Annotated in this window: 14 protein-coding genes and 1 pseudogene; 6 read left to right on the forward strand and 9 right to left on the reverse strand. The window is 41.3% G+C overall.

Annotated features, from left to right (window positions below):
• Window positions 1–587: 587 nt before the first annotated feature.
• The 5 genes from HWQ43_RS14570 to HWQ43_RS14590 all read left to right on the forward strand — a co-directional run bounded on the left by HWQ43_RS14570 (window position 588) and on the right by HWQ43_RS14590 (window position 7,719).
• A complete protein-coding gene (locus HWQ43_RS14570; RefSeq protein ID WP_292734755.1) occupies window positions 588–1,781 on the forward strand; it encodes a DegT/DnrJ/EryC1/StrS aminotransferase family protein in 1,194 nt (397 codons plus the stop codon).
• 145 nt (window positions 1,782–1,926) lie between these two features.
• Window positions 1,927–2,820 carry a cyanoexosortase B gene (crtB, locus tag HWQ43_RS14575; protein WP_292734759.1) on the forward strand — a complete coding sequence of 298 codons (894 nt, stop codon included), beginning with the start codon at window positions 1,927–1,929 and terminating at the stop codon, window positions 2,818–2,820.
• Window positions 2,821–3,005: 185 nt separating this feature from the next.
• Window positions 3,006–3,728, forward strand: coding sequence for a cyanoexosortase B system-associated protein (locus HWQ43_RS14580; protein WP_292734762.1), 723 nt, complete (start codon window positions 3,006–3,008; stop codon window positions 3,726–3,728).
• A 232-nt stretch (window positions 3,729–3,960) separates the two neighbouring features.
• Window positions 3,961–5,313 (forward strand): polysaccharide biosynthesis/export family protein, encoded by a 1,353-nt coding sequence (locus HWQ43_RS14585; protein ID WP_292734765.1) that lies wholly within the window; start codon window positions 3,961–3,963, stop codon window positions 5,311–5,313.
• A 231-nt stretch (window positions 5,314–5,544) separates the two neighbouring features.
• Window positions 5,545–7,719, forward strand: coding sequence for a tyrosine-protein kinase domain-containing protein (locus tag HWQ43_RS14590; RefSeq protein WP_292734768.1), 2,175 nt, complete (start codon window positions 5,545–5,547; stop codon window positions 7,717–7,719).
• A gap of 155 nt (window positions 7,720–7,874) precedes the next feature.
• Here HWQ43_RS14590 and HWQ43_RS14595 read toward each other — a convergent pair whose 3' ends face one another.
• From HWQ43_RS14595 to HWQ43_RS14605, 3 genes are all read right to left on the reverse strand, one after another.
• Entirely contained in the window at window positions 7,875–8,546 is a 672-nt protein-coding gene (locus tag HWQ43_RS14595) for a rhomboid family intramembrane serine protease (protein WP_292734771.1), read from the reverse strand.
• A 126-nt stretch (window positions 8,547–8,672) separates the two neighbouring features.
• On the reverse strand, window positions 8,673–9,392 hold the full coding sequence (locus HWQ43_RS14600) for a rhomboid family intramembrane serine protease (RefSeq protein ID WP_292734774.1): 720 nt from the start codon (window positions 9,390–9,392) through the stop codon (window positions 8,673–8,675).
• A gap of 94 nt (window positions 9,393–9,486) precedes the next feature.
• A complete protein-coding gene (locus HWQ43_RS14605; RefSeq protein WP_292734777.1) occupies window positions 9,487–10,275 on the reverse strand; it encodes an SDR family oxidoreductase in 789 nt (262 codons plus the stop codon).
• A 152-nt stretch (window positions 10,276–10,427) separates the two neighbouring features.
• Between HWQ43_RS14605 and HWQ43_RS14610 the strand changes: the two genes are divergently transcribed.
• Window positions 10,428–11,048, forward strand: coding sequence for a hypothetical protein (locus tag HWQ43_RS14610; RefSeq protein WP_292734780.1), 621 nt, complete (start codon window positions 10,428–10,430; stop codon window positions 11,046–11,048).
• A gap of 3 nt (window positions 11,049–11,051) precedes the next feature.
• Here HWQ43_RS14610 and HWQ43_RS14615 read toward each other — a convergent pair whose 3' ends face one another.
• The 6 genes and pseudogenes from HWQ43_RS14615 to HWQ43_RS14640 form a co-directional block, all read right to left on the reverse strand.
• A complete protein-coding gene (locus HWQ43_RS14615; protein WP_292734782.1) occupies window positions 11,052–11,648 on the reverse strand; it encodes a hypothetical protein in 597 nt (198 codons plus the stop codon).
• 132 nt (window positions 11,649–11,780) lie between these two features.
• Window positions 11,781–11,942 carry a hypothetical protein gene (locus HWQ43_RS14620; protein WP_292734785.1) on the reverse strand — a complete coding sequence of 54 codons (162 nt, stop codon included), beginning with the start codon at window positions 11,940–11,942 and terminating at the stop codon, window positions 11,781–11,783.
• Window positions 11,942–12,325 carry a type II toxin-antitoxin system VapC family toxin gene (locus HWQ43_RS14625; RefSeq protein ID WP_292734788.1) on the reverse strand — a complete coding sequence of 128 codons (384 nt, stop codon included), beginning with the start codon at window positions 12,323–12,325 and terminating at the stop codon, window positions 11,942–11,944. Before HWQ43_RS14625 ends, HWQ43_RS14620 begins: the two co-directional genes overlap by 1 nt.
• Complete coding sequence (locus HWQ43_RS14630; RefSeq protein ID WP_292734791.1) at window positions 12,322–12,552, reverse strand: DUF2281 domain-containing protein; 231 nt, start codon at window positions 12,550–12,552, stop codon at window positions 12,322–12,324. The genes HWQ43_RS14625 and HWQ43_RS14630 overlap by 4 nt, the downstream gene beginning before the upstream one ends.
• Window positions 12,553–12,913: 361 nt before the next feature.
• Window positions 12,914–13,735, reverse strand: a complete 822-nt coding sequence (locus HWQ43_RS14635; protein ID WP_292734794.1) for a restriction endonuclease subunit S — start codon at window positions 13,733–13,735, stop codon at window positions 12,914–12,916.
• A pseudogene (locus tag HWQ43_RS14640) lies at window positions 13,732–14,430 on the reverse strand (N-6 DNA methylase); the annotation flags it as partial. The gene HWQ43_RS14635 and the pseudogene HWQ43_RS14640, both read right to left, overlap by 4 nt.
• Window positions 14,431–14,926: the final 496 nt, after the last annotated feature.

The raw sequence follows: 14,926 nt of genomic DNA on the forward strand, positions 1-14,926 counted from the left end.
TGTCTGCTAGTTACTAGTTACTGATGCTGAATGTTCTTTATTTAGCACTGGTGTAGTCTTTCTTGCTTGAGATTTTGCAATCAGACTGCGTTAGATTTGGATTCAGTCAGGGTAAGCTAATGCTAAGGATACAATACAAAGAGGTTGTCATTCTTTATGTACAGAAGGGGAAATTTTTACTGGGGTATTCAAAGTAAATTTACTTAAAATGATTTCTATATTAGTGTAATTAAATGTAGCAATTTTACTGATAACAGCTAGCACCCAGAGATGATAATCCTAGTGTAGGATGACGTAAATAGACCAACTATATCCCTACGAGTTCGCAAACTACCAAATTATTGAAAAACTTAGTTCATAAGCTTTTTGAATTTTGAGAGAAGTTGGAGTGGCGGCTTGAGAGAAGTTTGATGGCAACTTCGGACGCTCAAATGAATAGGGCGTGACTTTGAATTACCCATAACCGACTAAATAGTTGATCTCAGCCTTTATCCAATAGATTAAATCTATTACAATTTCACGTCGAAAATTGCACAAGGGTTTCTATTTTTTCCATACAAGGAAATATTTTTTGAGGACGACTGGTAATGAATAAAATGAATATTAGAGTTCCTTTTGTAGACCTGAAGTTACAACATGAACCAATTCAAACACAATTGCAAGATGCAATCCAATCTGTATTGGAACGGGGAGATTTTATTTTAGGGCAAGCACTCTCAGATTTTGAAGCAGCATTTGCGGCAGCGTCTGGTGCAGATTATGGAGTTGGTGTGGCATCAGGAACAGATGCGATCGCTCTGGGATTACAAGCGTGTAATATTGGTGCTGGCGATGAAGTGATTTTACCCGCAAATACTTTTATCGCCACCTTAATTGGGGTAATACGTGCTGGCGCCAAGCCAATTTTGGTAGATTGCGATCGCCAAACTGCTTTAATTGATTTAAGAGAAGCAGCAAAGGCAATTACGCCTCAGACTAAAGCAATTATCCCTGTGCATCTCTATGGTCAGATGGTATCACCACGCGATCTAGTGAACTTTGCCGATACCTACAAACTCCTAATTTTTGAAGATGCCGCCCAAGCACATCTCGCCCAAAGAGACGGATATTACGCTGGTTCAGTAGGAATAGCAGCAGCTTTTAGTTTCTATCCCAGCAAAAATTTGGGAGCATTTGGGGATGGGGGAATGCTACTGACACGAGATTCAGATGTAGCTCAGAAGATGGTGCGCTTGCGAAATTATGGTGCATCGCAAAAGTATTTTCATACTGAACCAGGTACGAATAGCCGCTTGGATACTTTGCAAGCAGCAATTTTGCACAAAAAACTACCATATTTGCCGCAGTGGAATCGCGATCGCTTGACTATTGCCCAGCAGTACGATCGGGAACTAGCACCCTTGGCAACTGCTGGAATTATCCCTATAGAAAATCAAAGTGATACAGGACACGTTTATCATCTTTATGTGATTAAAATTGATGATTCTTGCCCAATAGAACGCCAGCAACTTCAGGAAAAACTCACAGCAGTAGGAATTCAAACTGGCATTCACTATCCAATTCCTTGTCATCTCCAGCCAGCATTCACCAACTTAGGCTATCAACCGGGAGATTTTCCCCAAGCAGAGAAGTTGTCAAAGCAAATATTATCATTACCAATGTATCCTGGTTTAAGGAGTAGCCAAGTTAAAGAAGTTGTAGCAGCGATCGCCAATGCAGTCTCAACAAATTATCAGGCAGATAATCTATCTGCTGCTGACCTTGGCAGCGTGGTAGCCTGAAGTTAATTCATACTTAATGTACATCTAACAATTAGACATTTGTCATTTGTCTTTTGTCATTTATCCTTTGCAAATGACCAATGACCAATGACTAATGACTAATGACTAATGACTAATAACCAAAGTTTTTGAATTACTTAAAATCATGGCACTCCGGCAACAGGTTAAACAGATAAACGCATCAGGCTTGTTAAATCTAGCTATTTTAGGCGTTTTGCTGCTGCTTTATGCTCCAATATTGCTACATTGGTTGGATGGTTGGCTGCACAAAAATATCAGTACAGAACACGAATATTTCAGCCACGGGATTATTGGTCTACCATTTGCAGCTTATCTGGGCTGGATGAACCGGAAAAAGTGGAGACGTTTGCCAGATACCATCAATCTTTTAGGCGCTGTTTTATTGTTACTAGGAGCAATTTTTTATCTTAGCGGTGTTACAGAGTGGGTTAACCTTTCCTTGCCCGTTATATTAGTAGGCTTATGCTTGTGGTTTAAGGGAATAGCAGGTTTGCAATTACAAGGATTCCCTCTACTACTAGTATTTTTAGCAACCCCAACAGCATTACCCTATCTTATTGCTCCCTATACCATGCCTCTCCAAAGCTTCATCGCTGGCACAGCAGGTTTCATACTGAATCAATTTGGTATGGAAGTAACCGTAGATGAGATCAATCTCTACGTGGGAGGACGGATTGTAGAAGTTGCTCCCTATTGTGCAGGGCTGAAAATGTTGTTTACGACTCTCTACGTTGGTTTGATGCTGCTTTATTGGACAGATGCTTTGTCTTCACGGCGGACAACTATATCGTTTTTATCTCTTGCTGCGATCGTTAGTATTATTGCCAATATCATTCGTAATACTTTACTGACTTTCTTTCACGGCACGGGTCAAGAAGCGTCTTTTAAATGGCTGCATGAGGGTTGGGGTGGCGATCTTTACTCTGCTTGTATGCTGGTGTCACTAGTGCCCTTACTGAATTGGATTAATAGCTATTTTTCAGCATCTCTAGAAACTGAGCAAGAAGCAGAAAGTTAGCACCGTTAGGCATTGGGCACACAAGGCAGAGGTGAAAGGGGCAGAGGAGAAAAACTTTCTGCAACTTCTCCCCTACTCCCAACTCCCTTAATTTTTCATCACTTATACGTAAGTCCTAAATATTACTGAACTCACAATGTGATTTTATAAAGTAAAATTTTGCCTAAGTATTGCAAATTTTACTGATGATTTCTTTCTCTAAATTTTTCAAGGAAAACCAATTGACTCAGGTAGCAGCACTTTTGTTATTGCTACTGCTGCTAGCAATGGCAGGGGTTCCTGGATACCTGACAGGACACTGGCAATGGAAACAGCCGCCCGCTGTTACTACCCTCCACGAATTAAAACAGATCCGCAAAACTGGGTTAATCCTTCCTGGTTGGCAAACCATTGAACAAGCAGAACAGCAAATTGGCGAACATCATTGGTCTTTGCAGGTAATTAAAAAAGAAGGTTCTGAATCCCAAGCAATCCTGCTTTTGTTGCCGCAAAATGGGCCTATGGATCAACCAGAGGTAGAGTGGACAGACGTTAACGGCTGGGGAAGGTCACGCTGGGGAAAGTGGGATATAGCTCAATCTCGTTCTGCAGAATTTACTGTCAAACCATCTGCAAAGTTGGCTTCTAATGTCAAAACTAAAGTAGAAGCTAGATTCTTTCGCGCCTCCACACCACAGCAAACCTTCGCTGTTTTGCAATGGTATGCGATGCCAGACGGCGGAAATCCATCACCTTTTCACTGGTTCTTGGCAGATCAACTGGCACAGTGGCGCAAGCAACGTACTCCTTGGGTTGGCGTGAGTATTCTGATTCCAATGGAACCTTTGGGGCAGGTAGAAACATCTTGGTCTTTAGCCCAGTCTATTGGAGAAACAGTGCAAGCTGCATTAATGGCAGGCCCTTTGTAGGGTCTGTTATAGATGCCCTTGTGCAGAGATTTATCAAGAGTATCTCTATAAATTGTGTTCAGGCTGAAACTCACTTACAAGATGTTCACAATATGAAGTTAGAAACTAAATTTAGCAAAATTATTCTCTTTCTCTTGGTAAATACTTGTAGATAAAAGAGACACTGAAGGCATTTTTAGAGTAAAATAACCACTCGGCGCTACTAATTTCTATATCAATATTTTCTGCACCGATGTTCATAGATGCCAGTTATTATATGCGTGGATTCAGCGCCCTGTGTTTTGTCAGTCTTCAAGTAGGAGTTTTCTTAACAACACCTATCCAACTTGTTCTTGCCCAGCCTTTTCCATCTCAAGGACAATCACCAGGGCAATTCCCCTCACCTGTGCCAGTTAATGAAGTTGCACCTCCAGGTGCAAATGAAGAAATTTCTCCGCAACTCAGCCGCTACCTTTTGGGGCCAGGAGATGCAATTGGTGTTGTGCTTCAGCGTCCTCCTGGACCATACCGTTTAGGCATAGGAGATGGAATTAGTGTTTCGGTTCAGCGCTTTCCAGATTTGAGCTTTCAAGCTTTAATCAACCCAGAAGGTAATATTGCGGTGCCGTTATTGGGAACAGTTTCTTTACAAGGCTTAACTTTGGAAGAAGCTCAAGAAAAAATTCGCTTGGGTTTAAATCGTTATGTAGTCGATCCAATAATAGTTTTAGCATTAGCAGCGCAGCGTCCAGACCTCAGTTTTCAAGCTGTAATTAGTCCAGAAGGCAACATCATCGTGCCGCAAGTGGGAACGGTGTCATTAAAAGGTTTAACTTTGGAAGAAGCTCAAGAAAAAATTCGCCTGGGCTTGAGTCGCTTTTTCCCAGATCCAGTCGTGGTAGTATCTTTGGCAGGAACACGACCAGTTCAAGTCACCATTAGCGGAGAAATATTTCGACCAGGAATTTATCCAATTAGTTCACCAACGCCCCGCGTTGCTGATGCTTTGCTAATATCTGGTGGTTCAACGTTGAATGCAGACCTGCGACAGGTACAAGTACGCCGAAAGTTAATCGATGGTTCTGTGATTTCACAAACTATTGACTTATACGCAGCACTGCAAAATGGCGGTTCAATCCCGAATTTACGCTTGCAAGACGGAGATGCGATACTCGTACCCCGTCGTGAAGTCGGTAATGAGGATGGTTATGACCGCAATTTGGTAGCACGTTCATCCTTGGCTACACCACAGATTAGAGTCCGAGTTTTAAACTACGCTGCGGGTGGTCTTTCCATTCAAGCACTGCCTAACGGCAGTACATTTGTAGATGCTTTGGGAGGAGTAAATCTAGACACTGCTAATCTGAGAGATATCGCTTTGGTTCGCTTTGATTCGGAACGAGGCAGAGCTATTACCCAAAAACTTGATGCTAAAAAAGCTCTAGGCGGTGATGCGTCTCAAAATGTGGCACTTCAAGATAACGATGTTATTGTTGTTGGTCGGAACCTCATTGGTAGAATTACTAATTTCTTGACCACCATTACCCAACCTTTCTTCAATGTTCAATCCTTTCTGCGGTTTTTTGACAACGTCGGTGGTAGATAAAATAAATTAGTAACATTAAAAGAAGAATACAATCTGGAAATAGTTTGGAGTGTAGGAAGCCATATCTCTAAGTTATCTTTGAATTTATTAATGGAAAAATCTTAAAGATATCAACCGATATATACAGTAGGAAGTTGATAGCGTCCTTGTATCAAAGCCACTATCTTTAGTTTGGTGCTTCCTAAATTTTGAATTTTGAATATTTAAATTTTGAATTGGAGCGAAGCGACCATGACCCCACCAATTGTTAAGCGCTATCTGATTGCTTTTGATAAATATAAGTGGATTGGACTAGCTAGTTTTGGTTTAGTTGTCGCCGGATCAACTGTGGTGGCTATGCAACCAGAGCCACCTACTAGCTATATAGCATCTGGGGCACTTAGTTATAGTGGACCACCAGTTTCTTTCTCTACAACTGGTAATGAAATCCAACAGCAAGGAAAGGAACTGAATGAGGATGTTTTACTTTCAAACCAGATAATTGCAGGTGTGGCGGAGAAAGTTGGTGTCAAACCGAAACAACTCGGTGCAAGTCTTGCCCTTTCTCTACCTAAAAAAAACGCTAAGAGTGGAGAATTAGAATCTCCTCTGTTTGAACTGAAATATGTAGATAGTGACGCCAAACGAGGCATACAGGTCTTGACGGAATTGATGCAAGCAATGATCAAGTTAAGTAGTGACATCAATACTGGGCGATTACAAGCAATTATTCAAAAGATTAACGATCGCACACCACAAGCTAAACGGGAATTGCAAATTGCTGAAAAAAAGCTAGAACAGTACGATCGCGTCGAGCGAACCGCAATATTAGCAGCAGAGAATGGCAGCTTGTTAAGCGCCATTACTGCCAGCCAAAATCTCCAACGGCAAATTCAATTAACTATTTCTGGGGTTGATGGTCAAGTTCGCAGTTTACAAAATAAGTTAGGCTTAACAGTCGCACAAGCTTATGTTTCTTCTGCTTTGAGTGCCGATCCAATTATTGGTAACTTACGAGCGCAAATTTATCAAAGTGAATCGCAAATCGCTGTACTCAGAAAAGATTTGCGACCGGAACATCCAACGATGGTGCAGTTAATGCGTCAGAAACAAGCTGCTGAGGAATTACTACAACAACGTGCTGCTGAGGTTTTAGGTGGTGATGGAACGGCGGCTCCGCTTCAGGGTAGCGTTGCAGGTATTCGCACTCAAAGCAGCTTAGATCCAACACGCCAGCAATTGGCAAACCAAATGGTGTCTTTACAAACCCAAAGGGAGACACTACAACAACAACTAGCTCAAGAAATCCAACTAGAAGCGCGACTCCGGCGAGAGTATTCTCTGATACCTAATAAGCAATTAGAGCGATCGCGTTTAGAACAGGAGGTTGGACTCAAAAAAGCCATCTATGACCAAATGCAGGTAAAGCTAACCGATGCGAAAACCGCAGAGGCAGAAACTACTAGCAGCCTCAGCATTGCCAGACGCCCCGCAGTTACTGTCGATCCTAAACCTCCGAAGAGTGTGCCTATTACCCTGGCTGTGGGTGGTTTCTTAGGTCTATTGGTTGGTGGCGGTGTGATATTTTTGTTGGGAGCGCTGGAAGGCACTTTCAAAACCAGAGAGGATATCCGCGAGAGCCTCAAGCAACGGGAAGTGGTACTGTTGGGAGAATTGCCTTTAATGCCAGTTGATGATTTGGAGCCAGATGCTGTACCGGTAGTATTTTCCCAAGATTCTCCTTATTTAGAATTTTATGAAAAATTCCGTAGTAATATGCGCCGGATTGGTGGTAAAAACTTAAAGGTAGTATTGATTACTAGCACCAGTAGCCTAGAGGGCAAAACAGCAAGTGCTTATAATTTGGGTGTCGCTTCAGCCCGTGCTGGTAAAAGAACCTTGATTATCGAAACAGATTTGCGATCGCCTTCCCGTTGTGCATCCTTAAAAGTAATTCCTGACCCGGAAGCCACGATTGAACCCCTGCGTTATTACGCTAATTTGAGTGAGTGTATTCGTTTAGTTCCTGATATTGAAAATTTATACATTCTTCCCAGTCCTGGCCCAGTGCGGCATTCCGCTGCGATTCTTGAATCTAGCGAAATGCGGCGGCTGATAGAAGATGTCCGCGAACGTTTTGATTTAGTAATTTTAGATACTAGTCCCCTCAGCATATCCAACGATCCTTTGTTAATTCAACCCTACAGCGATGGAATCGTACTAGTGGCGCGACCACACTATACACAAGAGAACATGCTAGGTGAAGCTATCGATCAATTGGTTGAATCTGAACTGGGGTTATTGGGAGTAATTATCAATGGTGCTGATATCATCGTTTCTGTACCTGAAGAAGTTGCAAAATCATCAACATTTATATCTGAGGTAGAACAATCAGAAGAAGTTTCAGCGAGTGCCAACAAAAACTAATAGTTTCAAATGTGGAAATTTTAATGCAGAGTATCGCATTGGCATTGCCGTTGGCGTTCACTTTAACGTATCTGAAAAATATGAGTCTTGCAGAGAATAAGCAGAGAATTGAGAGGTAGCAAGTTTTTTGCTACGAGTTTCAGGAAATGCTGTATTTAGTCGCGCCGAAACAAGCCAAATAGGGGAGCGAGAATTACCCCAAATACAAAACCACCGATGTGCGCCCAATATGCAACTCCACCAGTTTGTACGGTCATATTAGCGGCTGTTTGCAGGGTAGCAAGACCGGATATCACATTTTGCACAACAAAAATTCCAATTATGACTAGTGCTGGAACTCTGATTGTGGTGATGAAAAACCCCAAAAATATTAAAGTCATGACTTGAGCGTGGGGAAAGCGGATAATGTACGCACCCAAAATCCCAGAAATTGCACCACTTGCACCCAAAGAAGGAATCTCAGAATTCATCCCAATAAACCATTGGCACAAGGCAGCTAAAGCACCACACGCCAAATAAAAAATCAGATATTTGGCATGACCTAATCGATCTTCAATATTGTTGCCAAAAACCCAGAGAAACACCATATTTGAGATTAAGTGCCACCAACCACCATGTAAGAATTGCGACGTAAATAACGTTATCCACTCTCCATTCAAATTGGTGGTTAACTCTTGAGGTACTACTGCATACTCACTTAAAAACTGACTCAATTGTGGATGTGACAGGCTCACCTCGTGAATAAAAACTAAAACATTCATGCCAATTAACCCATAGGTGAAATACGGAGTAATTCGCGTCGGATTTTCATCGTAGAGGGGAAACACAGGTGTTTTTCCTAAATTATTGACTAACTGCAATATAGCTTGTAAGGCTAGCAGTTGCGAAGGTTAAACAATTTCACCTATTAAATTAATCAGTATAATTGAGGTCAACTACGATACCAAAAAAAATTACTTATACCAAGATTCTTCCTGGGATTTATCACTAAATAAACCCAACAGTGGGCCGAGAATTGCCCCAAAGATAAACCCGCCGGCATGGGCCCAGTAGGCAATACCACCACTTTCCATACCGATGTTGGTACGTGCTTCCAGGCTGGTAAGTCCGTAGAAGGCTTGTTCGAGAAACCAGAATCCTAAAAAGAAATATGCGGGGACGCGAAAAGTCGGGAAGAAAAACCCTAGAGGTACTACGCCGAGAACTTCAGCGTTGGGGAAGCGAAGAATGTATGCACCCATGACACCTGCGATCGCACCACTCGCACCCAAAGAAGGAATGCTAGAATCTTGAGCGAAGAACCACTGGGTCAAGGATGCCAAAACACCACAAGATAAATAAAACAGTAAATATTTGGCATGACCTAACTTATCTTCAACGTTGTTACCAAAAATCCAGAGAAACAACATATTGCCAGCTAAGTGTAAGAAACCACCGTGCAAAAATTGCGAAGTAATCAAAGTTGCCCACTCTGGTACTGGTTGATGTACAGAGATACCAGCAAAGCTTAAAGTCAGTTCTCGTGGAACTACAGCCGCAAGGTGTAGAAACCCATTTAATGCTTGGGGAGGAAGATTTGCTTCATAAAGAAAAGCAAGGACGTTGACAGCAATCAGCCCATAAGTTACGTAAGGCGTGATTTTTGTCGGATTATTATCTCTAATGGGAACCACGAGCGTTTTTTCCTGAATTTTAAGACAGCAATTCTACAATACGGAATTTTGTAAGTAGTTTCTTCTACCTCGTGGATGGATCTGGCTTTGAGACTTAAAAACCGAAAGCCAAAAAACCACCATCGACAGTGATACATTGTCCAGTGATGAAAGATGCCGCAGGCATACAAAGAAATGCTACTAAACCCGCTACTTCTTCTGGTTGACCAACTCTTCCCATAGGTGTTTGGGACAGAACTAATTTGAGAAAATCTTGGTTATCGAGTACAGACTCGGTTAGAGGAGTGCGAATAGCCCAAGGTGCTACGGTATTTACTCTAATATGATCGCAAGCCCATTCAACTGATAGCGATCGTGTCAGTTGATTTATAGCCGCTTTAGTCATACCATAAGGAGCGCCTGTACGGTTCGAGACTAAACCTGCCACAGAACTTATATTCACAATGCTGCTATTTTCCCTATTTTGTAGTAGAGGGTAAAATAGACGGCACATCTCAAAAATTGATGTCTGGTTTGTCTGGATGATGAACTGATATTCAGCAGCTGTGTAGTCTAGTACTTTTTTGCTGATATTGGTTCCCACATTATTAACCAGGATGTCTAATTTATCCCAGGTTTTGCCAACCTGCTCAAAAATGGCTTGTCGCCCCTCAGCGCTTGCAACATCTGCCGTAATTCCATAAGCAGGTAATCCTAATTCTCGCCAGATAATTAGTTGTTGGTCAACATCTTGAGAATTCCGTGCCACAATGATGACTTCTGCACCTAGAGATAAGAACTCATTGGCAACAGCTAGTCCAATGCCTTTGGTCGCACCTGTAATCAGTGCTTTCTTTCCTGTCAGTGTCCAGCGTAGACTTAGCCTTCCGTAGGCATCACTCATTTGTAATTTTGCGGATTTTTTATTTTCAAGGTATCAGTTTAAGAGTTTATCTTGTAAGTGCCCAATGAGATCGCTTTTTATAGTAATGTAGGCGATCGCAATCCCTAAACCATTTACCGCATCTGATTCCAATTCAATAGCTGAGCAAACCCATGTTTTTTTCAAATTCTCTGGAAAATCAACTCCAGCACTGGAACGAAACCATTCGCAATCAACCGAAAAATCCTAATGCTTACGTTCGCCGGGGTATGATTAACTTCCAACTGGCAAAAATTGATGAATCTATTCAATATTTCGACATAGCAGAGCAATTGGATGCTAGTATTAAACCCTACCTCTGGCAACGTGGATTATCGTATTATTATGCAGAAAGATTTGCTGAGGGCGCTGAACAATTTGAAATAGATTTGACTGTGAATTCTCAAGATGTAGAAGAAACAGTATGGCAATATCTCTGCATAGCTCGTTCGTTAGGTGTTGAAGAGGCACGTAAATCTTTACTAACTGTGAAAAATGACCCTCGACGTATTATGCAGCGCGTATATGATTTGTATGCGGGAGATTGTACACCAGATGATGTTTTAACTGTTGGTGAATCAGAAGGGATAAAGGGAAATTTTTACAGTCATCTTTACTTGGGATTATATTACGAAGTCGAGAATAATGTTGATTTGGCTGATGAATATATAGTGAAAGCTGCTGATAATTACAAAATTGATGATTATATGTGGTATTTAGCGCAGGTACATAAAAAATTACGAGGGTGGATATAGTGCTTATAGTGACAGATGTAGCACTCTTCGACGAATGTTGACTATACCATGCACAATTCCTAAGATTGCACCGATGTAAAGTCCAATATGGATTCCCCAAACCAACATAAATTTGGAAACTTCTGCTGGCTGAACGACTGGCGTAATCTGATCGGCAAAGAAGGGAAATTGAAAATAATAAAATATGAATCCTGCGATCTGAGCAACTAAAATTGCCCAAGTAATCGGATACCGTGCCATTTTAAGTAATTGACGATAAGACAAAGGTAACTTTCGTCTCTGATTAACCAAGAGAAATATGCCGTAACTTAAAAAACCAGCAAAAAACCCCGCCTGAAATCCAACCTCACTGACTTCCCAGCGAAAACTAGAATCATAAGGAACATTTTTGAAGTAATAAAAGTAAGCAGGTGAGAGAGTACAGGTAATCTGATCGTTAACGATACCAAACCCAGCACCGATTAAACCGGACACGATTAAAAACGAGTATTCCTGAAGTTTTGTCGGTTTTGTTGGATTACGCCAGTAGTCTACCGCTACAATCAAACCCATCAGCAAAAACAAAATCAGCAGTCGATATTGATATGGGATATTTTGCATAAGACAATTGGTTTAATCCAAAATTAGCCTTTCAGGAAGTGTGACTATTTACAACTTATTCAGAATTTTCACCATTGTATGCGAAGCATCTGTGGAGATAGCGTGAAATTGAAAGATTGACTATCTATCATGTCAATTTTCGGTTGCTTCAGTTTCAAACTGCACTTGTCTGTACAAATGGGCGTAGGCGTAGCCCGTCGTAGACATCGCAATTTCCACATCTACAGATTCCAGCCGCAATATATCGTCCAAATTATACTCCGACAGCACCCATTTCCCCTGTTCGTTACGCATTACCACATCCTCTGAACAGAATAAGCATCGAATTTTTTATCCCTGCTAATAATAATTAAGGAGTGATTGATAGCCTGTGCAATCAACATTCGGTCAAATGGATCGCCATGATGTAGCGCGAGATTCCGAACTTGAACTGTATCGGCAAAAGATAGCGGAAGTATGAGAATATCTGAAGCGTCGATTGCAGCACCTATTGTTTCATAGCTCTGTTGAAGCGATAATTTGCCAAGGTTCAACTTGATGGCAATTTCCCAAAGACTAACGATACTGAGATAAACAATATCTGCACTATTGATCATCATCCTCAGATTATCTGGAAGGCTGGAGTCATTTTCAGTTAACCAGATAAAGGTATGAGTATCTAAAAGGAAACCACTCATTCCATATATTCCTTAAAAACTTCAAGAGGTTCATCAAAGTCATCAGGCAGAGGTAAAACAAAAGTTCCTTTTAAGATGCCAGAACGACGCTTTTTTTGTTGTAAACTTTCCTGAGAAACAGCCTTTGAATAATTCTCAACTAAATATTTGGCATAATGCAAGAGTTCTTGTTTAAGTGATTCTGGCATCTGATCTAGTGTTTGTAAAATTTCTGCATCAATAGCCATGATTTCTCCTGAGAGGTTCTTCTACTTGTAATTTTAGGGGAATTTCTGGAAGGGATTTTATTTTTCGGTGGCTTCGGTTTCAAACTGCACTTTGCAGTACAAATGGGCTATGTCTACGACGGGCTATGCCTACGCACGCTTTGTCAGAATCGCTATTGTAGGCGATGATTCTGGTTAAAAGTGGTATGTGCTTTTCAGATGTGTAGCAAATTAAGCGATCGCCTTTAAAAGAAAGCTTTCCCGTTGTGCCTCAACAGATAACCTAAGCCAGCTAACGGTTTAGCTCACCCCCCACAGAGAACCTAGAGCATCCAGCAGATAACCTTTCGGCGGTCGGGTGCAGGGCGTTCTTAGATGCATTTTACTCGTCGGTCATCTCATCAAATAAATCACTACCATTACCATTTGATGCACCATCAGTATTCAATTGTGGAAGTTCAGACAGCTTTTGACGAACTTGAGCGATTGTGGAAATTGTTTCTTTACTAGCTGACAGTGGATGAGAAAGCTCAACATGTCCGCATAATGTATTTGTGATGTTATCAAGCACTCCATTCCATCCTGCGTTTGCTGCTGCAAGTGCTATGTCTCGCTCATGTAGTGCCGCCAATATTTTTTGTGCAATCTGATCCTGCACTTCATGAATTGGTAAGGGAATGAGCGTCTTTTTTACATCTTCGTCAAGAATAGCAGGGTAACTTGAGCCTGTACTCCATTTTCTAAACTGCTCTAGTGTGCTTGGGAGCCTTAGAGCGTAATGCAGATAAAATGGATTGATTCCATCCTTGGCTCGAACAATAGAAAAAGCTGTAGAGGCTATTTGATCGTGTAGTTCTACTGGAATTACTGCAATTGCGCCTCTGGTTGGTCTGCATGTAGAGACAATGACATCGAATGCCCTTACAACTTTACGTGCTCTTGAAGGTGCTTCATCGCCCCTAAGTTCTTGAGGATTAGACACGACACCTATAGCTACGTCCACACTCGCAATATCGATGTATTGAAATATATCATCGGGCTTTCTCCCAGGATCGCGTTTAAATTTCATAACATCAGCCACATCATGGATGCGGACGACTATATCTTGTGGAAACTTTCTAATTCCCTCCGCTGGCAAATGAAAGTCTATATCCCATCGACCTGCAATTGCGAGCTCTTCAAGCTTCTTGTCTAAGACTTTCATACCCAATCACATCGAGCATGAAATTCTGCAATTGCGTTCCTCACTTCTGAACCGATTCTTGGCTTACCTGTGGCTTCATAACCAAGATTTTCTACCTCACAAAGAAATGTAGTGTCCTCATTTTTGGGAGATTCACCTTTCTTAAATTTTTGAAAAATGCAAAGACAAGTTTTAACCATTGCTCCAAAAGGTATAAACGCCTCTTCTGGAAAAAAGAATATTGCCCTTATGTGAATAACGCCATAAAGCCACTTGCGAACAAAAGCAGCACTTTTCCCTTTCATCATGTGTTCGGGAAGAACAATAGCTATACGACCACCCGGTTTTAGAAATTGAAGGCTTCGTTCTAGTCCAAGAATTTCAAGAGGCAAAGATTTCTTTTTGTGCCCAAGGTCAAATCGACCAAGCATTTCCATTGTTTCCTGACGCATAATACTGCCGAAAGGAGGGTTCGTTAAAACCACATCAAAAACAGCAGGATCTAGGGTAGAAGTGTCTTTATCCACATCATGACGCAAGGCAGTTATATCAGGATAGTTGTCGAAGCTCAATAGAGCATCTTGATTTCGTATGTTGGTATGACCGTCATCATTTAACATCATATCAGTCATGGCGATCCGAACCATTCGGTCAGATTTCTCAATTCCATGTAAGTGAAAAAATTTGAATTCATGCAAGTCGTGCTGGGTGATCGTGTTCCCCTGGTTTTCTGAAACGTATTGTAATGTCTTTGTAAGAAAAAGGCATTAAGCAATTGAAATAACGCCCATTGACGAACGAACTCTTCTATATAGAGTTCGGCTCCTTCGTAGGTTCCATAACGCCCAAACCATTCTTGTGCACGTCTTTTTCCTTCTACAACGTCGCCGTGGGTAGAGAACATCCATTGCTTAGGGTCTATCAGGAAAAAGTTTCCAAGTGCTGACATTTGAATCAACTCTAATTTTAAGTTAACTATACAAGCATCTAACTATTTCTTCTACTTAACGTTTCAGTATAAAAATTCTAAGTACAGACATTGTACAGAATAATCAAGGACTTCACGCAATTTTATTGCTCTATAAAAGAGGTATTCAAACAAGATTTAGATTTAAAATGGGCAATAGCATCCTCATCGCTCATCTATTCAATAGTTAGTGGTTTCGGTTTCAGACTGCACTTGCCGATATAAATATGCGTAGGCGTAGCCCG

The organism is Nostoc sp. JL31 (genome assembly GCF_017114965.1).
In the GTDB taxonomy this organism is placed as follows: Bacteria; Cyanobacteriota; Cyanobacteriia; order Cyanobacteriales; family Nostocaceae; genus Nostoc; species Nostoc punctiforme_A.